This window comes from Rugamonas aquatica (genome assembly GCF_009380215.1).
Taxonomy (GTDB): domain Bacteria; phylum Pseudomonadota; class Gammaproteobacteria; order Burkholderiales; family Burkholderiaceae_D; genus Rugamonas; species Rugamonas aquatica_B.
The window spans coordinates 116,763-139,399 of record NZ_WHUG01000004.1 but is presented as its reverse complement, the minus strand read 5'-3'; the positions used below and the strand labels follow the sequence as shown (position 1 = coordinate 139,399).

Below are 22,637 nucleotides of genomic sequence, written 5' to 3'. Positions count from 1 at the left end.
GCCCACAGATGAAACGCCGCACCCTGCTCAAATCCCTGTCCGCGCTGGCGCTGCCCGCCGTTGCCGGCAATCTGTGGGCCGCACCGGCCAGCAAGATCCGGCTGCTGTTCGTCTTCATGCGCGGCGGCTACGACGCCACCAATCTGCTGGTGCCGATCTCCAGCCAGTACTACTACCAGGTGCGGCCCAACATCGCCGTGCCCAAGCCCAGCGCCGACCTCAATTCCGCGCTGCCCATCGACAGCGACTGGGGCTTGCACCCCGCCCTGCGCGACAGCATCTATCCGCTGTTCACGGCGGGCCAGGCGGCGTTCGTGCCGTTCGCCGGCACCGAGGATATCTCGCGCAGCCACTTCGAAACCCAGGACAGCATCGAGCTGGGACAGGCGCTGGACCGCACGCGCGACTACCGCTCCGGCTTCCTGAACCGGCTGGCGCAGACGCTCACCGCCGACAAGGCCAGCGCCATCTCCTTCACCGACCAGCTGCCGCTGGTGATGCAGGGCGGCGTGCAGTTGCCGAACATGGCGCTGCGCACCATCGCCAAGCCTTCGGTCGATGCGCGCCAGGCCAGGCTGATCTCCGCCATGTACGACGGCAGCGCGCTGTCGCAGCCGGTGCGTGACGGCTTCGCGGTGCGCGAGGACGTGATGAAGGAAATGATAGGCGAGATGGATGCGGCCAACCGCAACGCCATCACCGCCAAGGGCTTCGAACTGGAAGCGCGCCGCATCGCCAAGCTAATGAAGGACAAATACAACATCGGCTTCGTCGACGTCGGCGGTTGGGATACGCACGTCGGCCAGGGCGGCGCCACCGGCTACCTGGCCGGGAGGCTGGACGAACTGGGTCGCGGCCTGGCCGGCTTCGCGCAGGAGATGGGGCCGGACTGGAAGGACACGGTGGTCATCGTCGTCAGTGAATTCGGCCGCACCTTCCGCGAAAACGGCAACCGCGGCACCGACCACGGACACGGCACCGTGTACTGGGTGCTGGGCGGCGGCGTCCAGGGCGGCAAGGTGCGCGGCGAGCAGATACGGCTGGAGCAGGCCACGCTGTTCCAGAACCGCGACTACCCGGTGCTCAACGAATACCGCGCCATGTTCGGCGGCCTGCTGGCGCGCATGTACGGCCTCAATGCCGGACAGGTCGAACAGATTTTCGGCACCAGGGGGCGCGATATCGGGCTGGTATGACGGCCGCACGCTCATGTAGAATGATCTCAAACTGCGGTGGAGATCGACATGGCCCGTGCTGCTGTCTGTGCGTTCGCTTTATCGTTTTTTCTATGTTGCCAGGCCGGCGCCGTCACACTGCGCCTCTGCACCATGGAGTCGGGCATACGGCCCTTCATCACGGCGGCCGGCGGCGGCATTGCCGACCAGCTGATACGCCACGCCGCGCAGGAACTGGGCATCTCCGTTGAATTTTATGCCGCGCCTTTGACGCGCTGCCGCGAAGAGATACGCACCAATATCGCCGACGGTTTTCCCTACGCACCCTATACGCCCACGCTGGCCCAGTTCTACGTCTACCCCATGCATGGCGCAGCGGCCGATGCGGCGCGCGCCGTCAACAGCGGCCGCTCGATGGTGTTCCGCCGCGTGGGCAGCAAGGTGGAATGGGACGGCCAGCACTTCTCGCAATTGACCACGCCGGTGCTGGTCCCCTTCGGCATGGTGATGTTGCACGATCACCTGAAATCGCTGGAAGTCGCGATCGACAACAGCGGCAAAACAATGGAAACCAATTTCGCCAAGATGCTGGCCGGCCGCGCCGATGTCGCCGTCGGCACCGAGTACCACGGCCGCGAGCTGCTCGCCCTGCCGCAGTTCGCCGGCAAGATTGAGGAACTGCCGCTGCCCTTCACGGACGCGCCCTACTTCCTCGTCACCTCGCGCCGCTTCTACGACGCCAATCCGCAGCTGATGGAAAAGCTGTGGGACGCCATCGGCCGCATCCGCCGCACGCCGGCCTACCAGGCCAGCCAGCGCAAGGCCTTCGACGATATGGTCAAACCGTAGGAGGCAACAGGCGCCGCTGCATGCGCTCCAGCGTGCGCATGAACAGCGCCGGTTCGTCGGCGGCGCGCGCCAGCACCAGTGCGCCCTGAATGCCACCGACGGCATCTTCGGCCAGCGCCTGCGCGGTGTCTGCGTCGCGGCCGGTGCGCACCAGCGCTGCGGCCAGCGCACCCACCCATTCGGCGAAGTAGCCCTGCACCTTGAGCGCGTAGCGGTCGCGCTCATGGCCCAGCGCGAACACGCCGACCAGGCATACCTTGCGGCCGGACAGGAAGTAACGGCCGACCGCGACGAACATCCGCTCTATCCCCTGCGCCGCATCGTCGGCGGTGCGCAGCGGCTGGAACACCTGGTCGCGGAACCAGCCGTCGATCTCGGCGAGTACGGCGTCCGCCATTTCGTCTTTACCGCCGGGGAAAAAGTTATACATGCTGCCCTTGCCCAGCTTCGTGCCTTCGGAAATCCGCGCCAGGCTCGCGCCTTCGAAGCCGTAAGTCCGAAACACTTCCGCCAGCAGCGGGATCACGTCGCCGCGTTCAACCATCGTTCTTGCCATGTCTGCTTTCTAAAATCCGAAATCGCTCAACCCGGGGTGATCGGCCGGACGCGGGCCGTTCACATCCCAGTGGAACTTGCGGTCGGCCGCCGCGATCGGCGCTTCGTTGATGCTGGCCAGACGGTGGCGCATCAAGCCGTCTTCCGCAAACTCCCAGTTCTCGTTGCCGTAGGCGCGGTACCACTGGCCGGAGTCGTCATGGTATTCGTAGGCGAAGCGAACTGCAATGCGGTTGCCTTCAAATGCCCACAATTCCTTGATCAGCCGGTATTCCAGCTCGCGTGTCCATTTGCGGGTCAGCAGGCCGACGATGGCGGCGCGGCCGGTGACGAATTCGGCGCGGTTGCGCCAGCGGCAATCCTCGGTGTAGGCCAGCGAGACCTTTTCCGGGTTGCGGGTGTTCCAGCCGTCTTCGGCCAGGCGGACTTTCTGGATCGCGGTTTCGCGGGTGAACGGAGGGAGAGGTGGACGTGTCATTTGATTGCCTTTTCATGCTGTTTGTACCGATCGGTACAAATGAAGTTTAATCCTGGCTTCAGGCGATTGCAAGCGGATTTTTATTTCTGCAGGTTTGGCTGGGGTGCGGCCGCCTTGACGGCAGCCGCGTAGCTGCGGCTGGCGCGCAGCGGGCCGCCACGCGTGAGGTGCAATAACGCGTCGCCGTTTGCCAGCGCTTCGAACAAGCGGATGCGGTCGACCGCGACGATCATGCTGCGGTGGATGCGCTGGAACTGGAGGGGATCGAGACGCGCCGCAAAACGGGATACGGTGTCGCGCATCAGATGCTGTTCCGCGCCGACGTGCAGGGCCACATAATTGCCCTGCGCTTCGATCCAGTCCACCTCCGACAGCGGCAGGGAGATGGCCTGGCCGCGCCGTTTGACCTGCACATGGGTCAGCGCGGGTGCGGCATCCAGCGCGGGCGCCGGAGCTGCTGGACGGGGCTGCGACGCAGTCGATACCGTGCGCTGCAAGCCCACCTGCACCAGCGCAGTCAACGCGGCGAGCGCAAACATCAGCAGCGTGAAATTGCTCACCAGCTGGTCCCAAATTTCGTCCCAGGACGGCAGCCAGCGCCTGGCGAAGACCCACGCCGCCAGCAGGCACGAGGCCACCACCAATGTCAGCGCCAGGCCGGCCGCACCGGCCGCGTGGATCAGCAGATGACGGCCGCGCCCCGGCCCGCGCAATGGGAAGCGCTCAACCAGCGCCTGCACCGCCGACGTGACGGTCGTGCCCAGCAAGGCGGCCAGCAGGATGCGGATGACTTCATGGGACAGGCTCAAGGTCTGGCCGGCCTGGCTGGCGCGCACGATATTGCCGGGTTCAAGCACCAGCAGGAAGGCCAGCCAATACAGCAGCACCCAGGCGTGCGGACGCAGCCAGGTGGGCCAGCGCGTATGCGCCGGAGCGGGATGAGCGGAAATCGTCATGCGGACGATTCTAGCAGCGATCTGGGACGGGCCGAGGGGAAAATGTGACCAGCCGGTCTAGCCGGATCGGCGCCGCCCGACGACACTGGCCGCTGACCAATCGAGGAGGAACTGGCATGGGCAAGACGGTATGGAGGTGGTTGCTGACGTTGCAGTTGTTGGCTTGCAGCGGCGCGCAGTCGGCGCAAGCAGCGCAGACGGCGCCGGTGATGACGGGGGATGGTGCGCTGGCGGGACAACAGCAAGACGGCGTGGACGTATATCGCGGCATCCCGTACGCGCTTCCGCCATTGGACGCATGGCGCTGGCGCCCGCCGCAGCCAGTGCCTGCATGGCAGGGCGTGCGCGACGCAGGCAAGCTTGCTCCGGCCTGCATGCAGCAAGGCGTGTCGATGCCGGGCGAGACGCCGCCGGAGGTCAGCGAGGACTGCCTGTACCTCAACGTATGGGCGCCGCCGCGCCGCGTGGGCCAGCGCTTGCCGGTGATAGTCTGGATCCACGGCGGCGGCTATGCCAACGGCTCGGCGTCCGTGCCGCTGTATCACGGCGACCGCCTGGCCCGCAAAGGCGTCGTGGTAGTGACCATCGCCTACCGCCTCGGCGCACTGGGATTCCTGGCCCACCCGGCACTGAGCGCGGAATCGCCCCACCACTCATCGGGCAATTACGGCTTGATGGACCAGATCGCGGCGCTGGAATGGGTGCAGCGTAACATCGCAGCCTTCGGCGGCGACCCAGGCCGCGTGACCATCGCCGGACAATCGGCCGGCGCGATGGCCGTCAGCGCCCTGCTTTCGTCGCCGCGCGCGAAAGGCCTGTTCCAGCGCGCCATCGCGCAGAGCGGCGGCATCTTCGAACCGCTGCAACTGGCGCCCGGCTACCTGCTGGCCAACGCGGAACGCGACGGCGCCAGCTACATGGAGTCGCTGGGCGCCACCACGCTGGAAGCGATGCGCAAGCTGCCGGCAGATCGCCTGACCGGAGGCGGCGCAGGCGCCGTCACCCATCCCGTAATCGAACCGCATGTGCTGCCCCTGTCGCCGTACGACGCCTACACGCAGGGACGCTATCACGACGTGCCTTTGCTGCTGGGCTCAAACAGCGAAGAAGCGCGGGCGCTGGTCAACGTCACGGCGGTGCGCGCCGACAGCTTTGAAGCCGACATCACCACCAGCGTCGGCGCCCTGCCGCCGGCGCTGCTGGCGGCGTATCCGCACGCCACCGACGCCCAGGCGCGCGAAGGCCGGCTCGGACTTGAACGAGACCTGCGCTTTGGCTGGGACATGTGGGCCTGGGCGCGGCTGGCGCAAAAGGGGCGCAGCCCCGTGTACTACTACAGCTTCGACCATCGCCCGCCGTTCCCGGCCGATTCAGTGTATGCCGGCTGGGGCGCCAGCCACTACGCCGAGCTTTGGTATATGTTCGACCATCTGGGCCAAGCTCCCTGGGCCTGGCGCGCCGCTGACCGCACACTGGCTGCGGTGATGTCGAGCTACTGGGTCCATTTCGCCGCCACCGGAGACCCGAACGGCAAAGGCGTGCCGCACTGGCCGGCGTTTCGCGGCACGGAGGGGAAAGTCCAGCGTCTGGGCGATCCGGTAAGCAGTGGCCCGGTGCCGGCCATCGATCATCTGCGGGTGTTCGACGCCGTTTATTCCGGGCTGCGGGGCAAGGCATTTTAAAGTTTGTCGTTGGCCGGTAATAAATCGACATTATCATAAGATCAAGCAAATTTGATAATGGAGTAAGTCATGCGTGTCCCCACCCTGCTGGCCCTGCTGCTCAGCGCCGCCGCACTGATCCCGGCACACGCCGCCGACGCCTGGAAGCTGGCCGGCGTCGACAAGTTTTACATGCACACGCCGACGCCCAATTCCTTCACAGGCCTGTATCGCAGCCAGGGCATGGCCACCGATGGCAAGCAGTGGTTCTTCTCCTGGCAGTACGGGTTGGAACGCGCCGACAACAACTTCGATTCCGTGCAACGCAATTCCTCGTTCACGCTGCCGGGCAACCTGTCGCCCGGCATCCCCGGCGCGCTGATGGCGCAAGGGCTGAACCACATCGGCGACATCGATTATCACAACGGCGTGATCTACGCCTCGCTCGACTCCACGGCCGGCTACACCAAGCCGCACGTGGCGCTGTTCAACGCATCGGACCTGAGCTACACCGGCAAAGTCTATGAGCTGGGCGGCACGCCCGCCAATCCGAACAAGGACCTGGCCAGCTGGGTGGCCATCGACGCCAAGCGCGGCGTCGGCTATGGCAAGGAATGGCAGGGCGGGAACACCATCAACGTCTACAACCTGGACGACTGGAGCTTCAGCCACACCATCACGCTGGACACGTCGCTGGCGCGCATCCAGGGCGCCAAGGTGGTCGGGGACTGGCTGTACATGGCGTCGGACAATGCGACGCAATCGATCTACCGCAGCAATCTGCTGAGCGGCGCTGTGGAGGAAGTGCTGCGCCTGCCGCAGCCGACAGGTGCGCTGGAGATGGAAGGCATCGCCCTGCGCGCGGGCGCGGACGGCACGCTGGACCTGTATGTGGAACAGGTGGTCGATCCGGACCGCAGCGGCCAGTCGCTGACCAATCCGAATCTGCATGTGGCGCTGTACCACTACCAGCTGGCGCCGGTGCCGGAACCGGCCACGTATGGGATGCTGCTGGCAGGCTTGCTGGCCGTGCAGGCAGCGCGCCGGCGTCGCGGAAAATAACTTAAGAGAACAGCTCCCGGCCCAGCTGCCGACCACTCTCGGTCAGCAGCACGGTGCCGGCAACGCCGCCCTCCTCCAGCTCTAGCGCGACCCAGCCGGCATCGACCAGCATCGTCAGCTGGCGCCGCAGCACCGACATCGGCCGCTCCGACTGTTTGCTCAATTTCGCCAGCGAGCAAGGCTTGTCCGGCCATTCGGCGTTGATGCGCCACAGCGCCTCCAGCACGCCAATCAGCGCGGTCGTAATTTCTTCATCCATTGTAATTATCAGCTCATATTTCGCTTTACATGCGGCGTGCAACAACCGGCAGGTTCCGTCCCGAAGCGGACCTTTATCGAAGCATTGCTCAGGGTATCAGGCCAGCAAAGGCTGGCGCGCGATTAGCCAATCGCTGGCACCCGGCTCCCACGGAAACACGCCGCTAGTGCTCGGCCAGATGATCTGATAGGCTCGAAACGGCCGGCCCTTGTACAGCCAACTCGCCCAGTGCATGTAGTCGGCAACTTGCTCGGAGGACACTTCGCCGATAAGGCACTCGAAATCGCCACCGAGCAGACCGGCGATGCGTGCCCCCGGCGCGATCGGCCCGCCCTCCCTCATCTGCCGATAGCACTCGTTGATGGCGCTGTGGGCCACGTTGGACTTGAGGCCGATGACGATCAGCTCCGGCATGCCGAGCGACTGTTCGATACCAATCGAATAAGAGAACGGTACATGTTCATCTTCTTCCATCACGCTTATGATGTGCAGGCCGTACGTTTCGATGTCAGCAAGTGCCTTGGCGTCGGCCTCGGCTCCGCCGCATTCACGCGGCGCGTCTTCTTCCCCGCCGTCCTGATCGTCTTCGGGGTCCAGCGCCCAACGCTCCCATTTGGCCCCTGCAACGTCGCGGTAGGCCCCCCAGCCGCGCGGAAGATCTGCGATAGCCGCGATGTCGGCGTGCTTCTCGAAAAGACAGCCGAGACACAGCATGACGCATTCGCCGGGCTCGTCCGTGGTACCGTCCAGGAACTGCCAGTCCCCGTTGAAATCGTGGGCCACATGCAGCACATCGAAGTCGCCGCGTGCTACTTTGTCCGTGCAGAAGGTGGCCGTGGGAATGGGATCTGGGAATGGCCAGTGGGGAAAGTTGTGAGTATGTGCGGTCATAAATACAGGCGTGCGCCGTTAGGAGATGTTCGTTGAAGCAAAACTGTTGTCCCGGAGTAGCCTGCCACTGCGGTCTGGAAGGGGCATGCGGTTCCGTTCCTTCGCCCACATGGTTGTTGAACCGCCGCTTCCGGCCGTTACTTGTCGACGGGGTGCATCATGAGCGCATAGAGTTCAGCGACTCGTTCGACGGTAATTCCGTTTCGTTGCTCTACAGCCAGCGGATGGTCCGTGGGTTGAAGTTCGATGTAAGGTCGAATTCCATTGTCCCGAATATGGACCATCGTCTTGAGGCTTACTGTGTCCGGATAAGGTTTTAGCCAGGCATTAAGCCAGCCAAAAAAAGGACCTACATGTGACCGGTTATCCAAGTCATAGCACTTTATCCACGCGGAAAAATTGGCCTCGCTGAGCGAAACCCATACACCCCAGCTAAAGGGCTCTGTTTCACCTAACACCGGAATTTCTATACATCCACGAACGAAAAAAAACTCTCCGTCTACTACGCAATCGTCGCTACCCAAGTCACATCGTTCTTCTCGCTCTCCTTCGGGGACCTCGTAATAGGACAGCGGCGCATGCGCATCAAAGCTGGGCATTCCTTCGTGAACTTCGCCACATGAAGCGCATTTAAAAGAGAACATTTCGGACTTATTTTTTTAGTCTGGGACAATCCACCATCTTGCCACGTGGTTGCATGGATGGCAACAAGGCGGCAGGAATTTGAGCGGGAACTTCTGGCCGCAAGCAGCGGCGCTCTAGGGATTCTTCGGGTCGTGCCATTTTGACCATAAAATCTTTGCAAGTAACCAGAAAATTTCAACCGCCAGTACCGAAACTCCGAACATAGCCAAATTAATAAGTCCAGCCGCTCGGTTTGGACCACACTGCATTTCTAAAAGACATAAAAATACTTTGGGTAGCATGTGCGAGCCAAGCCATGTCGAAAATAAAATTGGAAGTAGTACTAGAGCTACAACAAACCCGCTTCGCCGAGATAAGTCTAGTGGGTACTTTATTTTTCTCTTTATAGCGATTGACCATAAATGCATTGGAATTAAAGAAATTCCAAGCATTCCGAGGACACCGAAGATGTATAGCAAGGGTATGATTAAAATACTCATATACAAAAATCAATGTCCATTTTTTTGCTGTGAATTCAATCGGTCGTCCACGTTCTGGATAGTCGAGCGGCAACACAAGGAGGTCACATCGAATAGGGATTGGACCAGACTAGGTGATCGTCAATCTGTAGCGGCAAACGGCAACGTTCGACATTCCCGCATACCCATTTGCCTGGAATTACGACCAAGGGGATATGCTCCAACACTCGAAGTCGGATGTAGTAATGAAAAAAAGCCCCGAAATAGCCACTATTAACGCTACTGCGATGGCGCGCATGGCTATTCGCGTAATCCTGAGCATGTACGCCTTTAGGTGAAGATAATCACGTCTTGGGGGAGCGCATACGTTCCCAAGAAATTAGTTCAATCCAGAACAAAAAAATGCACAGCCGCTGGCCATATTTACGAATCTAACGTCAAACGGACTTTCTACTGAAGTGCAATCCATGGCACGAGGGAAAAACATTCTACATATTGCCAATCAAAAAATGCTCACCAACTGTCACATAGCCCGAAATCGGCATGACCAAGCGTGACGCAAAACACCCTCCTTCAAGCTCAAAAACGTCATTCTGCACTATACTCCGCTCAACAAGAATCACTGGAATATGTTATGCAGAAGACAAAACCCGAAGGACGCATCGAACCCTACCAACACGCAGCCGCAGGCTGGGGCGCTTTGAAGCAGGTAGCGATCAATCTGGTGCGCGAAAAGGTCAGCGGCGGGAATTACAAAACCCTGCTCAAACAAAACCAGCCGGACGGCTTCGACTGCCCGGGTTGCGCCTGGCCGGACCGCGAGCACGCGTCCACCTTCGAATTTTGCGAAAACGGCGTCAAGGCGGTGGCGGCCGAAGCCACCAGCAAACGCGTGCGCCCCGGCTTCTTCGCCGCCCACACGGTGACCGAACTGCTGACGCAATCCGACTACGAACTCGAACAGCACGGCCGCCTGACCGATCCCGTGTTCTACGACAGCGCCAGCGACAAATACCTGCCGATCGCCTGGGACGACGCCTTCGCGCTGATCGCTCGCCACCTGAAGGCCCTGCCCGACCCGAACCAGGCCACGTTCTACGTCTCCGGCCGCACCGGCAACGAGGCCGCCTTCCTGCTGCAGCTGTTCGTGCGCATGTACGGCACCAACAACTTCCCGGACTGCTCGAATATGTGCCACGAACCGACCAGCCGCGGCCTGCCAGGCACGGTCGGCATCGGCAAGGGCACGGTGACGCTGGAAGACTTCGAACACGCCGACACGCTGCTGATCTTCGGCCAGAACCCGGCCACCAACCACCCGCGCATGCTGGGCGAGTTGCGCGACTGCGCCAAGCGCGGCGCCACCATCGTCTCCATCAACCCATTGCGCGAGCGTGGTTTGGAACGCTTCACCAGCCCGTCGCACCCGATGGAGATGCTGACCAATTCCAGCACCGACATCAGCAGCATGTTCGTGCAGCCGAAACTGAGCGGCGACTTCGCGCTGATCAAGGCCGTGGCCAAGCGCCTGGTCGAACGCGACGACGCCGCGCTGGCGGCCGGTGAAGCCAGCCTGCTGGACCGTGAATTCATCGCCACCCACACCACCGGCTACGAAGCCTTCGAACAGGATTTGCGCGCCCAGGACTGGGACCAGTTGCTGACCGAATCCGGCGTGCCGCGCGCGCAGATCGAGGCGTTGGCCGAGGTCTACATCCGTGGCCAGAAAGTGATCTGCACCTGGGGCATGGGCCTGACCCAGCACAAGGGCGCGGTGGCGACGATCCAGATGCTGTCCAACCTGATGATGATGCGCGGGAATATCGGCCGCCTCGGCGCCGGCCTGTGCCCGGTGCGCGGCCACTCCAACGTGCAGGGCGACCGCACCATGGGCATCGAGGAAAAACCGGCCAAGGCCTTCCTCGACCGCATGCAGAAGGTGTTCGACTTCGAACCGCCGCGCGCGCACGGCTACGACACGGTCGAAAGCATCCAGGCCATGTTGGACGGGAAGGTCAAGGTCTTCTTCGGCATGGGCGGCAACTTCGCCATGGCGACGCCGGATACGCCGCTGACCTTCGACGCACTGCGCGCCTGCGACCTGACGGTGCACGTGGCGACCAAGCTCAATCGCAGCCATCTGGTGCACGGCAAGGATGCGCTGATCCTGCCAACGCTGGGCCGCACCGAGATCGACCTGCAACAAGGCGTGCCGCAGGGCGTGACAGTGGAAGACTCGATGAGCATGGTGCACCTGTCCTACGGCATGAACACGCCGGCCTCCGACAACCTGCTGTCCGAAACCGCGATCACGGCGCGCATGGCGCACGCCACGCTGGGCAGCGGCAAGGTGGACTGGCTGGCCTACGGCAGCGACTACGCCAGCATCCGCGACGCCATCGAAAAAGTGTTCGACGATTTCCACGACTTCAACGCACGCGTGGCCAAGCCGGGCGGCTTCCATCTGAAGGTCGCCTCGCGTGAGCGCGAATGGCGCACGACCAGCGGCAAGGCGCAGTTCCTGCCGCGCGCCGTCGATACCGACACGCCTATCCACCGCGCCCGCGCCAAGTACGGCGAGCGTTTGATGACGCTGATGACGGCCCGTTCGCACGACCAGTACAACACCACCATCTACGGCATGGACGACCGTTATCGCGGCGTGTTCGGCTTGCGCCGCGTGGTGTTCATCAACAAGGAAGACTTGCAGATGCTGGGCCTGCGCAACGGCCAGTGGGTGGACATGGTCAGCGTGTGGGACGACGATGTCGAACGCCGCGCCGACCGTTTCCTGCTGGTGGAATACGACATCCCGCGCGGCTGCCTGGGCTCCTACTTCCCGGAGACGAACGGCTTGATCCCGCTGCACAGCACCGCCGACGGCGCCGGCACGCCGACCTCGAAATCGATCCCGGTGCTGCTGCAACTGTCGGACTATCAGTCGTCGGCGGAATAGCTAGGTATATTCGACGCAGCCGTCCTGGCGGCAGAAGCTCACCAGCTTGACGCCCGCTTCGGCGGCGATGTCGATTGCCAGCGTGCTGGGGGCGGAGATCGTCGCCAGCATCGGAATGTGCATGCGCGCCACCTTGCGCACCAGCTCATAACTGGCGCGGCTGGACATGAAGACGAAGCCGCGCCGCATGTCCACGCCCTCCTGCGCCAGATGCCCGATCAATTTGTCGAGCGCATTGTGGCGGCCTACGTCCTCGCACACGCGCAGCACCGCGCCGTTCGCGTCGCACCAGGCGGCGGCATGCACGCCGCCGGTGGCGCGCATCAGTTGCTGGTGTCCGCCCAGCTCCGCCGCAGCGCGGGCGATCGCCGGCGGCAGCGCATCCGCATCGTGCAACACCGGCGCTTCGATCGGCGACGGCTGCAAATCCAGCAGCTCCAGGCTCTCGACGCCGCACACGCCGCAACCGCTGCGGCCCGCCATCGAGCGGCGCTGCTGCTTGAGCTGCATGAAATCTTCCTGGGCGATGGTAAGGGCGACCTCGAAGCTGCGCGGGTGCTCCCGCAGTTCGATATCGAAAACGTCGGCGGCCTTGCCGACCAGGCCTTCCGTCAGCGCGAAGCCGAGCGCGAATGCTTCCAGCTCGCGCGGAGTCACCATCATGACGGCATGCGAAATGCCATTGAAGACCAGCGCCACCGGGCGTTCCTCGGCGACGTGGTCGGTGGTGCGGCTGGCGTCCGGCGACGCCCCGCCGCGACGGCGCAACACGGACCGCTCCTGCGATCCCGTTCGTTCCGTCTCTGTTTCAAACTTCATCACAGCCCCGCTGAATAAGCACAACGGCTTATTCTACACGGGGCCGTGGCGCTGCGTCAGGCAGCCAGCTGTTCGCCGGCCACGCCGTAGTGGCGAGCGTAGCGGCCGTCCAGATTCGCCAGCGGCAGCAGCAGGAACAGGTCGGCGCTTTCGAAATCAGGATCCCATGCCGGTTCGCCGCAAATCCAGGCGCCCGAACGCATGTAGCCCTTCAACAGCGGCGGTACTTGCGGCTTCTGCGCGGCTTCCAGTTTCGAGAACGGGAACGGCAGGTGCGGGGTGACGCGGTATTCGGACGGCGCCAGATGGGCGGCGGCCAGCGACTGGTAGACGGCGACGGCATTGTGGCCGCCATCGGCCAGGCTGATGCTGGCGCAACCAACCAGGTAGTCGCAATTTTCGCGACGCATGTATTCGGCCAGACCGGACCACAGCAGCATGATGACGCTGCCGCCACGGTAGTCGGGATGGATGCAGGCGCGGCCTGCTTCCACCATGCGGCCACGCAGGTTGTTCAGGCGGCCCAGGTCGAATTCGCCCTCGGAGTAGACGCGGCCCAGTTTGCGGGCGCGCGTTGCGCTCAACAGGCGGTAGGTGCCAACCACCTTGAGCGTGCTCGTATCGCGCACGATCAGGTGATCGCAGTGCTCGTCGAATTCGTCGCTGTCCAGGCCATCCTCGCGGACCAGCGAACTCAATCCCATTGTTTCGATGAACACCTTGTAGCGCAGGCGCTGTACTTCGCGCAGCTCTTCCGGTGTGCTTGCCATACTGAGTACCAGCTTACCGGACGCTGCTCGGACGTCGGCTTGTATGATCGAAGTTTGCATGCTTCATCCTTTCTGTGGGAGACGAAGCAAGCGTAACGGTCGAATACTTCAGGAAAATGACAAGGTGGTGTCAGTTCCGTGACAATGGCCGAAGTGTTGTTTTTTTCTTAGCTTTTCTTTGGACGGCCGGTTTTCAGTTGTGGCAGGCCGGCCAACACATTTTGCAGCGTGGCAAGGTCAATCTGGCTAATCAGCGCGACGCCGATGCGCAGCAGTTCGCTCTTTTTGATTTCGAAACCGGCCTTCAGGCAGGCTTTTTTCACCTGGCCCAGCACCGCGTATTCCTGCTCCGGCATGGTGAAGCTGTCGCGCACCAGCTTTTCCTTGCGTGCCTTGTCCTTGGCGGCTGCGTCCACCGGTGCCGGTTTGGCGGCTGCGGCCTTCGGTGCGGCTTTGACGGCGGCTTTAGGTGCAGGCTTGGCGGCAGCCTTCGGCGCTGCCTTAGGGGCTGCCTTAGGTGCGGCCTTCGCAGCAGCAGGTTTCGCTGCGGCCTTCGGCGCGGTTTTTGCGGCGACCGGCTTGGCGGCGGCCTTTGGCGCCGGTTTCGCAGCAGCTGGTTTGGCGGCGGCTTTCGGCGCTGCAGGCTTGACGGCGGCCTTGGCTACCGGCTTGGCTGCGGCCTTGGCGGCAGGTTTCACAACCGGTTTTTTCGGCAGCGCAGGTGCTTTGCCATTAACGAGAACATTGACAGGTTTATTCATAACAACTCCAATTTTAATTCAACAATATAAACAATATATATCATTTACGCTTTTCTTGCTTGTTCTAGCGCAAATGCAGCGCGACGCGGGCGAACAGCACGTCCGGATTGACCGGCTTGCGTAAGAAATCTACAGCGCCCAGGCTCAGGCCCGTGGCCTCGTCCTCGGGCTGGCTTTTAGCGGTCAGGAACAGCACCGGGATGGCGCTGCTGTGCGGGTCGGCCTTCAGGCGGCGGCAAGTCTCGTAGCCATCCATGTCCGGCATCATGATGTCGAGCAGGATCAGGTCCACCTGTGCGCCGGCGACGATCTGCAGCGCCGTCGCGCCACTGGTCGCGACCTTGGTGTTGTACTTATCCTTCAATAAATTGGACAGCAGCGTGATATTGTCCGGCGTATCGTCGACGATCAGTATGGTCGGCCGTCCGTTCTTGATGTTCATGATCCCTCCTGTTCCTGTGCGACCGCCGCCAGCAGTTTGCCGGCGGCCTCGAATTCGTAGTGCTCCATATGCGCGACCAGGCGGCTCATCGTCACCGGCGGCAACAGCGTCGCCAGCGATGCGCGCACGCTGCCGAAATAATCGACGCTGTCGCCGCTGAACTCCGCCAGCAGCGCCCGCAGTTCAGCCAGCGCCTGGCGCGGCTCCACCACGCCGCCATCGGCGCGCGGCGGCAGCGGCGGGATCGCCCGCATCGACAGCCCGAGCCACCGCGACAGCACGCTGTAAAGGCGCTGCGGGTCCACCGGCTTGGCGATGTAGTCCTGCATGCCCTCCTCCAGGCACTGCGCCTGCACCCCGGCCAGCGCATGCGACGTTACCGCGATCACCGGCAGTTCGTTGAAGCGGCTGTCCTGGCGCAGCTGGCGGATGGCCTCATGGCCGTCCATCACCGGCATGCCAAGGTCCATCAGCACCAGGTCGTAGGTATCGGGGCCGGCGGCCAGCAGGCGGTCCAGCGCCTCGCGGCCGTTGCCCACCACGTCCACCGCGATGCCTTGCAGCTCCAGCAGCTCCAGCGTCACGTCCTGATTGTCCGGGCTATCCTCGGCCAGCAGCACGCGCGCGGCGCGGCGCGGCGACGCATGCAGCGTCAGATCGCCCACCGGCCCATGGTGCACGGCCGCCTGCACCGCCACGGCGGCCGCATCGGACAGCGGCAGCTGCAAATCGAAATGGAAGGTCGAGCCGTGATCCGGCTCGCTCTCGACATCGATGCGCCCGCCCATCAGCCGCACCAGCTGCTGCGAGATCGACAGCCCCAGACCGGTGCCGCCGTAGTGGCGGGTGGTGGAGCCGTTGGCCTGGCTGAAGGCGCGGAACAGCTTGGCCTTCTGCTGCTGCGTCATGCCGATGCCGGTGTCGCGCACCGAGAAGCGCAGCGTGGCCATGCCCTCCGGCGCGGCGGCCGGCCGGACTTCGCAGCGCAGTTCCAGCTCGCCTTCGGCCGTGAACTTGACGGCGTTGTTGGCCAGGTTAATCAGCACCTGCCCAAGCCGCAGCGGGTCGCCCACCAGATAGCGCGGCACGTCCGGCGCCACCGACACCAGGTAGCGCAGATGCTTGTCGGCGGCGCGCTGCGCGGTCACGCTGGAGACGTTGGCCAGCACTTCCTCCAGCACGAAGGGGATGGATTCCATGTCCAGCCGGCCCGCCTCGATCTTCGAGAAATCCAGCACGTCGTTGATGATGCCCAGCAGCGACAAGGCCGCGCGGTGGATCTTGCTGATGTAGTCGTGCTGCTTGGGCGTCATCTCGGTGCGCAGCGCCAGATAGGCCATACCGATCACGGCGCTCATCGGCGTACGGATCTCGTGGCTCATATTGGCCAGGAATTCGGACTTGGCGATGTTGGCCGCCTCCGCCATCACGTTGGCCGTCACCAGCTTCTGTTCGCGCTCGCGGCGGTCGCTGATGTCGCGGATGAAGGCGCAGAACTCGTAGCTGTCCTGCCCCTCCGACTTGACCTGGGTGATCGCCAGTTCGATCGGGAATTCCTCGCCGCTGCGGCGCAACGCCACCACCTCGATGCGCGCATCGAGCACGGTGCCGCCACCGCCGCCGGCCATGTAGCGCTGCATGCCGCGCCGATGGTCATAGCGGTAGCGCGGCGGGATGATGGTCTTGTCCAGCGCCAGCCCCAGCGCCTCGTCGCGGCTCCAGCCGAAGATGCGTTCGGCCTGCGTGTTCCAGCCGACGATGCGACCCGCCAGGTCCATGCGCACCACGGCGTCGAGCGCGGTGTCGACGATGGTTTGCAGCTTGGCCTGGCTGTCGCCCAGCTGCTGCATGGAGCTGGTCAGCTCCCGCGTGCGGGTGGCGATGCGCATTTCCAGGTCGCGGTTCAGCTCCCGCAGCTCGTGTTCGGCGTCGCGCAGGCGGGTCAGCGTGTCGCGGAAGCGCAGCACCGCCCCGGACAGGCGGCCCACCTGGTCCTCGCGGCCGATGCCGGACAGCTTGATGTCGGTCTCGCCACGCGTCAGTTTTTCCAGGCTGGTCTGGATGTCGGCGAAGGGCCGCGCCGCGCGGCGCCCGACCACGAAGATCGACAGCACGATGCCCAGCGCCAGCAGCAGGTTGGCCGCCACCGTGTTGTAGATCTGGCGGCGCAGGTCCTGGTCGATCTGCTTGCGCGAGAAAGCCAGGTCGATGGAGCCGACCGGATAGCTGCGGCGGGCGTCGCTGAAGCTGATGTCGCGGTGCACCTTGATCGCCGCCACCGGCTCGCGCAGCGGCGAGACGTAGCTGGCCAGCTCCGCGCCGTTCGGTGCCAGCACGCGCAGCACCAGCACCTCCGGCGTGGCGCCCGAGGCGTCGACCACGCTGGAGACGGCGGCGCTGTTGATGTCGAACAGCGGCCGCGCCAGCGCCTGCGACAGCACCGCCGTCAGCCGCTCGGCGCGTTCGCGCAGATTCTGTTCGGCCTCGCTTTTCAGCGTCTGCATCACATAGGTGGTGTAGATCGCGGTGGACACGGCCACCGATATGAAGATGCCGAAACCCAGCCGCAGCAGGATGTTGCGGCGCCATGCGCTGCGCAGGCGGGCCAGCGGGCCGCCGCTCAGGGCCGGCTCCTGCGCCGGGACCAGCGGATCAATGACGGACTCCTTCCGCCGCTTCCAGCTTCTTGTAGGCGGCGCTGTTGCGGGCTTCCTCGATGGCCCGCCAGATGCGCTCCGCCAGCTGCGGCCGCGCCGCCACCATGCCGTGCGAGAGTATCAGGAAGTACGGTTTTTCGATGATGGGGATGGGCAGCTCCTCCAGCTGCGGCGCCAGCGGGCCGCGCATCAAACCGTGGGCGTCGCTGCCGCCCACGGCGGCGGCCGCCACGCGGCCGGCGATCAGCTTGCGCGCCAGTTCGTCGGCGCGCTGGCTGCCCTCGTCCACTTCCACGTTCTGCGCCCGCAGCACGTCGCCGACCGAGTAGCCCAGCTGGAAGCCGATGGCGCCGTCCAGGTTGCGGAAGCTCTTGCCATCCCATTCGACCTTGCTGCCTTTTTTGCGGATCACGACATAGCTGTCGATGTGCATGCGTTTGCTGGCGTCGATCTGCTGGCCGCCGGGATACTCGCCCAGCTCGCGCCGGTCCGGCTTGTAGCTGACGGCGAAAGCGCCGTCGACCGCGTTGGACTTCAACTCGGCCAGACAGCGCTTCCAGGGAATGGCTTGATAATCGAAGCGGATATCGAGGCGCTGCTCGACCATCTTCAGCAAGGCGAAATTGAGTCCGCCCTGCTTCTCGGTGCGCCATGGCAGCACGTCCTGCTGCTCGAAGCACAGGGAGACGTTTTCCTTGCCGGCGGCCGATGCCGATGCCAGCGACAGCGCCAGCAGCACCCGGGCGCAGCTACGATGCATGGCGTCGTTCCTCATAAACCTCCCAACAGATTTAGCCGATGGTGCGTATGCTGAAGTCTACCCCAACTTCATCCCACTGCTCCTGCTCCTTTTCCAGCCAGTAGGACAGGGTCGGATGATCGCCTATCCACTCGCGGCGGATTTCCAGTTCGATGCGGTTCTTCATGCGCAGCTTGATCAGCGTGAAGTCGATGTCCATGCGCGAGTGCATGAACAGCACCGCCAGCCGCAGCGCCACCACCGCTTTGGTGAAGTCCGGCTCGGCCAGCGCGTCGGCCACCTTGCGCAGATTACCCTTGTGGGCGGCGATCAGACGGGCCATGGTCTTCTGCTCGCGCGCCGTGAAGCCCGGCAGGTCGGCGTTCTCGATCATGTAGGCGGCGTGCTTGTGGTAGCCGGTGTGCGACACCACCATGCCCATTTCGTGCAGCAGCGCGCTCCAGTACAGGTGGCGCGCGTACTGGTCGCCGGCCGGCTTGGTCTGCATGTACAGCGCCAGCGCGTCGTCGGCCACGCGGTTGGCGCGGCGTTCGTCGCAGTGGAACTTCTGCAGGCAGGCCTGCACCGATTGCTCGCGGCGGTCACGCTTGGTCGAACGCAGGTGCAAGTCCCACATCACGCCCATGCGCAGGCCGGCCTCGATCGGCTGCACCACCGGGATATCGAGCTCGCGCACCAGGCCTATCAGGATGGCCAGGCCGCCGATGATGGTGCTGGCGCGGTCCGGGCGCAGGCCGGCCATCTCGATCTTGCTGACGTGGCCGAATTCGATGAAGCGCTGTTTGAGCGCGTTCAGCGTCTCGGCGTTGACTTCGCGGCCGATGCCGTTCTTGACGATGATGTCGGCGATGGTGCGGGCGGTGCCGGACGAGCCGTAGCACTGCTTCCAGTACTGCGGATGATACGGCGGCGCCGCATCCTCGAAATGGCTGCGGGCCGACAGGATGGCCGCTTCGAACGAGGGGCCGTCGACGCGCCCGCCGATGAAGAACGACAGGCTTTGCTTGACCGTGCCGACGCTGAACGATTCGACCCGCTCGATCTCCTGGCCGCGCCCCAGTATCAGCTCGGTGGAGCCGCCGCCGATGTCGATCACCAGCCGGCGCTCGCCGGCCAGCGCCAGCGCGTTGGCCACGCCCATGTAGATCAGGCGCCCCTCCTCCTCGCCGGAGATGATTTCGATCGGATAGCCGATCGCCAGTTCGGCTTCGGGCAGGAAGGAGGCGGAATTGCGCGCCACGCGCATGGCCGACGTGGCGACCACGCGCACACCATCGAGCTTGTAGGCAGCCAGCACGGCGCGGAAGTTTTTCAGGCAGGCCAGCGCGGTCTGCATGGCGGCCGGCGTCAGGTTGCCTTTGTCGTCCAGGCCTGCGGCCAGGCGGATAGGCTCGCGCACGGATTTCAGAACGCGGATCGCCTCCCCGTCATGCTTGCCGATGTGGAGGCGAAAACTGTTGGAACCCAGATCTACTGCAGCGTACATATGTGGAAGCCTCTCTCGGCAAACGGCAACGAAGGCTCGCGGGTGAATCAAACTAAACGATTTACATGATTATAGTCACGATAAGCGCAGTTTGTTACCTGCTGATGACAGGCTGTTGCAATTCAGGCTTCCAGCGCCCCGGCGCCGGTCTGCGCTTCGGCCACGCGATTGCGGCCGGCCTGCTTGGCCTCCTGCAGCGCCTCGTCGGCGCGCTTGAACAGGCTGACGGTGGTGTCGTCGGCGCGGATGGTGGTCACGCCCAGGCTGGCGGTCATGTTGATGACGGCTTTTTCCGCCTTCACCGGCATCGCGGCGACGGCCAGGCGGATACGCTCGGCCACCATGATGGCGTCTTCCAGCGAGGTGCGCGGCAGCTGGATGGCGAATTCGGCGCCGCCCAGGCGGCCCATCAAGTCGCTGTCGCGCAGTTGTTTTTTGCAGACGTCGACCATGGCCTTGAGCACCTTGTCGCCCACCGGATGGCCGTAGTTGTCGTTGACGCGCTTGAAATGGTCGAGATTGAGGATGATCAGCGAGGTCGGCATGCCGGGTCGGCGCGCCAGCGCGATCCACGGCGTCAGCGTCTGGTAGAAGCCGCGCCGGTTCGGCACGTCGGTCAGCGCGTCCACCACTTCCAGGCGGTCCAGCTCGGCCTGCTGCTTCTCGCGGGTCAGCAGCAGGTAGCCGAAGGCGCTGCCCAGCATCATCAGGTACAGCGCGGCGATGCCGACGCCCTGTATCAGCGCCGGGCTGACCCAGCTCCAGCCGTCCGGCAGCAAGGCCGTCAGCAGGCCGCGCGCCATCACGGCCAGCGCCAGCAGCAGCGACGACAGCACCAGGTAGCGGCGCAGCAGCGTGCCGGCGCTCCAGCTCCGGCCCAGCGCGGCGGCGCCGGCGATGAAGAAGAAGCCGATGACCAGCGAGGCGATGGCGATGCGCTCGGCGGCCGGCAAGTCCAGCAGCCAGGCGCCGGTGAACACGCCGATGGCCGCGCCCAGCGCCGGCAGCAGGTAGCGCCGCCAGACGCGGCGGCCGGCCTGCTCCCACAGGGCGGAGGCGTCCAGCGCGAAGCCGGTGAACAGCAAGGCGTTGGCGAGGGGGATGGTGAGGAAGTCCGGCAGCGTGCCGCGCAGGAACAGCAAGCCCCAGGCCACGGCCTGGAACTGCTTGGCCATGCCCCAGGTGGTGCTGGCGGCCGCCAGGCCGGCGCGGCGGCGCTCCTGCTCAAAAAAGGACAGCGCCGCGCACAGGCTCAGATTGCCCAGCGCCAGCGCCAGTACCAAAGTTTTTATATCCATGACCTGCCGCGGGTCAGACCTCGTGCTCGACGTTGGTGCTGCCGTCGCCCATCTTGCTGGCCCAGGCCTGGGCGAAGTAGGCTTTTTCATCCTCGGAAGGCGCGTCGTGCCAGAACACGATCAGCGTGCCCTTGTGGTCGTGCATCTGGCTGACCTTTTCGATAAAGGACTGCTTGCCGGCCATGTCGGCCAGCGCCACCACGTAACCGTAGACGCGGGTCAGCCGCTCCAGGCGGTCAGGCTCGGTGAAGCTGTTGGTGGCGGTAAGCGTAGGGTGGTCTAAAAACATCGTATCTGTCTCCATGAAGGCCGCCGGAGGGGCTGGCCGGTGCTACCGCCAATGTACCTACAATTTTTCCGTCTGTAAATGCAATGTGGCGCGCTGGCGGGCATGCTACTATAAATTGACCCTGTAAATCCACAATACCGCCCACTTGACACCGTCTTCCCCCTCTCACAACCGCCCGCAGGTCCACACGCGCGGCGACAAACGCCTGCTGGAATTCCAGCCCGGCATGGTCCAGAGCGAGATGCGGCTGTCGCGGCCGGACGATCTGGTGCTCAGCTACGCACGGGCGATGATGTGCTTCGTGCTGTTCCATCCCAGGCCCGAACACATCGTCATGGTCGGGCTGGGCGGCGGTTCGCTGGCCAAGTTCTGCTACCGCTACCTGCCGCACAGCCGCATCACCGTGCTGGAGTTGCGCGCCGACGTCATCGCGCTGCGCGAGCAGTTCGCCATTCCGCGCGACGACGCCCGCTTCCGCATCATCCAGGCCGACGCCACCGAGTACATGGCCGGCCTGGCCGGCGCCGCCGACGTGCTGCTGGTGGACGGCTTCGACGCCGAGGGCTTGCCGCCGGCGCTGGGCAGCGCCGCCTTCTATGCCGATTGCCGCCGCGCGCTGCGGCCGGGCGGCGTGATGGTGGCCAATATCTTCAGCTACGATCCGCAGTACGGTCCCATGCTGCGGCGCCTGCGCGAGACTTTCCAGGGCCGCATCTGCTGGTTCCGCGGCATCGCCGGCAACAACCGCATCCTGTTCGCGGTCAAGGGCGGCAAGCCGTCGCCGGCGCTGGCGATGCAGCAGCGGGTGGCGCGCAGCCATGGCCTCGGCTTCGCCATCCTCAACCGGCTGCTGGCGCACTGGATCGTGCTGCGCATGCGCTGGAACGGCCCAGCCTGACGCAGCCCGCCCTTATTTGACGGGCTTGCCGCGCACCGCCACCACCTCGATCTCCACCAGCGCCTTGGGCACCACCAGCGCCGCCACCTGCACCGTGGCGCGGGCCGGCTTGTTCGGCTGGGCCGCCGTGCCGAAGCATTCCTTGTAGGCCTCGTTCATGCCGGCGAAATCCAGCTTGCCGGCGGCGTCCGCCACCAGATAAACCCGCATCTGCACCACATCGCCCATGCCCAGGCCCTGCTCGCGCAGCGTGGCCTCGAACTGCTTGAGCACGTCGGCCGTCTGCGTGCGCGTGTCGCCGTCGAAGGACTTGGCCAGCTTGCCCGATACGTACAGCGTGTCGCCGGCCCACACGGCGTTGGCGATGCCGCTGTCGGCGCTCTGGATATGCTGCACCCTGGTCTGGGCGGCGGCGGGCAAGGCCAGCGACAAGCTCAGGGCGGCGGCCAGCAGGCCTGGCATGCGTTTGAGGGTCATCCTCATGGTCATCCTCATGGTCATCCTTTCAGTGA

Annotated in this window: 22 protein-coding genes; 6 read left to right on the top strand and 16 right to left on the bottom strand. The window is 64.0% G+C overall.

Annotation, left to right across the window (positions count from 1 at the left end):
- Window positions 1-8: 8 nt before the first annotated feature.
- On the top strand, window positions 9-1,196 hold the full coding sequence (locus GEV02_RS11900) for a DUF1501 domain-containing protein (RefSeq protein ID WP_152838196.1): 1,188 nt from the start codon (window positions 9-11) through the stop codon (window positions 1,194-1,196).
- A 48-nt stretch (window positions 1,197-1,244) separates the two neighbouring features.
- On the top strand, window positions 1,245-2,024 hold the full coding sequence (locus GEV02_RS11895; RefSeq protein ID WP_152838195.1) for a type 2 periplasmic-binding domain-containing protein: 780 nt from the start codon (window positions 1,245-1,247) through the stop codon (window positions 2,022-2,024).
- Here GEV02_RS11895 and GEV02_RS11890 read toward each other — a convergent pair.
- The 3 genes from GEV02_RS11890 to GEV02_RS11880 all read right to left on the bottom strand — a co-directional run bounded on the left by GEV02_RS11890 (window position 2,014) and on the right by GEV02_RS11880 (window position 4,013).
- Window positions 2,014-2,580 carry a TetR/AcrR family transcriptional regulator gene (locus tag GEV02_RS11890; protein ID WP_152838194.1) on the bottom strand — a complete coding sequence of 189 codons (567 nt, stop codon included), beginning with the start codon at window positions 2,578-2,580 and terminating at the stop codon, window positions 2,014-2,016. The two genes, GEV02_RS11895 and GEV02_RS11890, sit on opposite strands and share 11 nt — an antisense overlap.
- Window positions 2,581-2,589: 9 nt before the next feature.
- Window positions 2,590-3,057 carry a nuclear transport factor 2 family protein gene (locus tag GEV02_RS11885; protein ID WP_008447129.1) on the bottom strand — a complete coding sequence of 156 codons (468 nt, stop codon included), beginning with the start codon at window positions 3,055-3,057 and terminating at the stop codon, window positions 2,590-2,592.
- A gap of 80 nt (window positions 3,058-3,137) precedes the next feature.
- A complete protein-coding gene (locus GEV02_RS11880) occupies window positions 3,138-4,013 on the bottom strand; it encodes a LytTR family DNA-binding domain-containing protein (protein WP_152838193.1) in 876 nt (291 codons plus the stop codon).
- A gap of 116 nt (window positions 4,014-4,129) precedes the next feature.
- Here GEV02_RS11880 and GEV02_RS11875 point away from each other — a divergent pair, with 116 nt between their 5' ends.
- Both GEV02_RS11875 and GEV02_RS11870 read left to right on the top strand, forming a co-directional pair.
- Window positions 4,130-5,695 carry a carboxylesterase/lipase family protein gene (locus GEV02_RS11875; RefSeq protein WP_152838192.1) on the top strand — a complete coding sequence of 522 codons (1,566 nt, stop codon included), beginning with the start codon at window positions 4,130-4,132 and terminating at the stop codon, window positions 5,693-5,695.
- Window positions 5,696-5,764: 69 nt separating this feature from the next.
- On the top strand, window positions 5,765-6,736 hold the full coding sequence (locus GEV02_RS11870) for a PEP-CTERM sorting domain-containing protein (RefSeq protein ID WP_152838191.1): 972 nt from the start codon (window positions 5,765-5,767) through the stop codon (window positions 6,734-6,736).
- A gap of 1 nt (window position 6,737) precedes the next feature.
- Here GEV02_RS11870 and GEV02_RS11865 read toward each other — a convergent pair whose 3' ends face one another.
- The 3 genes from GEV02_RS11865 to GEV02_RS11855 form a co-directional block, all read right to left on the bottom strand.
- Window positions 6,738-6,995: an ArsR family transcriptional regulator gene (locus GEV02_RS11865; protein ID WP_152838190.1), complete on the bottom strand. Its 258-nt coding sequence runs from the start codon at window positions 6,993-6,995 to the stop codon at window positions 6,738-6,740.
- 96 nt (window positions 6,996-7,091) lie between these two features.
- Entirely contained in the window at window positions 7,092-7,886 is a 795-nt protein-coding gene (locus GEV02_RS11860) for a DUF4262 domain-containing protein (RefSeq protein WP_217433125.1), read from the bottom strand.
- Between the two features lie 137 nt (window positions 7,887-8,023).
- On the bottom strand, window positions 8,024-8,530 hold the full coding sequence (locus GEV02_RS11855) for a DUF2199 domain-containing protein (RefSeq protein WP_152838189.1): 507 nt from the start codon (window positions 8,528-8,530) through the stop codon (window positions 8,024-8,026).
- Between the two features lie 1,093 nt (window positions 8,531-9,623).
- Here GEV02_RS11855 and GEV02_RS11850 point away from each other — a divergent pair.
- Window positions 9,624-11,945: an FdhF/YdeP family oxidoreductase gene (locus GEV02_RS11850; RefSeq protein WP_152838188.1), complete on the top strand. Its 2,322-nt coding sequence runs from the start codon at window positions 9,624-9,626 to the stop codon at window positions 11,943-11,945.
- Here GEV02_RS11850 and fdhD read toward each other — a convergent pair whose 3' ends face one another.
- The 9 genes from fdhD to GEV02_RS11805 all read right to left on the bottom strand — a co-directional run bounded on the left by fdhD (window position 11,946) and on the right by GEV02_RS11805 (window position 21,227).
- Window positions 11,946-12,764 carry a formate dehydrogenase accessory sulfurtransferase FdhD gene (fdhD, locus tag GEV02_RS11845; protein ID WP_152838187.1) on the bottom strand — a complete coding sequence of 273 codons (819 nt, stop codon included), beginning with the start codon at window positions 12,762-12,764 and terminating at the stop codon, window positions 11,946-11,948.
- Window positions 12,765-12,820: 56 nt separating this feature from the next.
- Entirely contained in the window at window positions 12,821-13,594 is a 774-nt protein-coding gene (locus GEV02_RS11840; protein WP_008447113.1) for a GNAT family N-acetyltransferase, read from the bottom strand.
- A 107-nt stretch (window positions 13,595-13,701) separates the two neighbouring features.
- Window positions 13,702-14,295, bottom strand: coding sequence for a hypothetical protein (locus GEV02_RS11835; protein WP_152838186.1), 594 nt, complete (start codon window positions 14,293-14,295; stop codon window positions 13,702-13,704).
- Between the two features lie 64 nt (window positions 14,296-14,359).
- Window positions 14,360-14,737 (bottom strand): response regulator, encoded by a 378-nt coding sequence (locus GEV02_RS11830; RefSeq protein WP_152838185.1) that lies wholly within the window; start codon window positions 14,735-14,737, stop codon window positions 14,360-14,362.
- Entirely contained in the window at window positions 14,734-17,271 is a 2,538-nt protein-coding gene (locus GEV02_RS11825; RefSeq protein WP_328595792.1) for a hybrid sensor histidine kinase/response regulator, read from the bottom strand. The genes GEV02_RS11830 and GEV02_RS11825 overlap by 4 nt, the downstream gene beginning before the upstream one ends.
- A 118-nt stretch (window positions 17,272-17,389) precedes the next feature.
- A complete protein-coding gene (locus GEV02_RS11820; RefSeq protein ID WP_152838183.1) occupies window positions 17,390-18,154 on the bottom strand; it encodes a substrate-binding periplasmic protein in 765 nt (254 codons plus the stop codon).
- A gap of 31 nt (window positions 18,155-18,185) precedes the next feature.
- Complete coding sequence (locus GEV02_RS11815) at window positions 18,186-19,640, bottom strand: Ppx/GppA phosphatase family protein (protein WP_152838182.1); 1,455 nt, start codon at window positions 19,638-19,640, stop codon at window positions 18,186-18,188.
- 122 nt (window positions 19,641-19,762) lie between these two features.
- Window positions 19,763-20,938, bottom strand: a complete 1,176-nt coding sequence (locus GEV02_RS11810) for a GGDEF domain-containing protein (RefSeq protein ID WP_152838181.1) — start codon at window positions 20,936-20,938, stop codon at window positions 19,763-19,765.
- Window positions 20,939-20,951: 13 nt separating this feature from the next.
- The gene (locus GEV02_RS11805; RefSeq protein ID WP_152838180.1) at window positions 20,952-21,227 is read right to left on the bottom strand and encodes a hypothetical protein; all 276 of its coding nucleotides are present in this window, start codon (window positions 21,225-21,227) and stop codon (window positions 20,952-20,954) included.
- 145 nt (window positions 21,228-21,372) lie between these two features.
- Between GEV02_RS11805 and GEV02_RS11800 the strand changes: the two genes are divergently transcribed.
- Complete coding sequence (locus tag GEV02_RS11800) at window positions 21,373-22,125, top strand: spermine/spermidine synthase domain-containing protein (RefSeq protein WP_152838179.1); 753 nt, start codon at window positions 21,373-21,375, stop codon at window positions 22,123-22,125.
- A 12-nt stretch (window positions 22,126-22,137) separates the two neighbouring features.
- On the opposite strand, the gene GEV02_RS11795 is transcribed toward GEV02_RS11800, so the two are convergent.
- Complete coding sequence (locus tag GEV02_RS11795; protein WP_235922748.1) at window positions 22,138-22,608, bottom strand: Rid family hydrolase; 471 nt, start codon at window positions 22,606-22,608, stop codon at window positions 22,138-22,140.
- Window positions 22,609-22,637 lie beyond the last annotated feature (29 nt).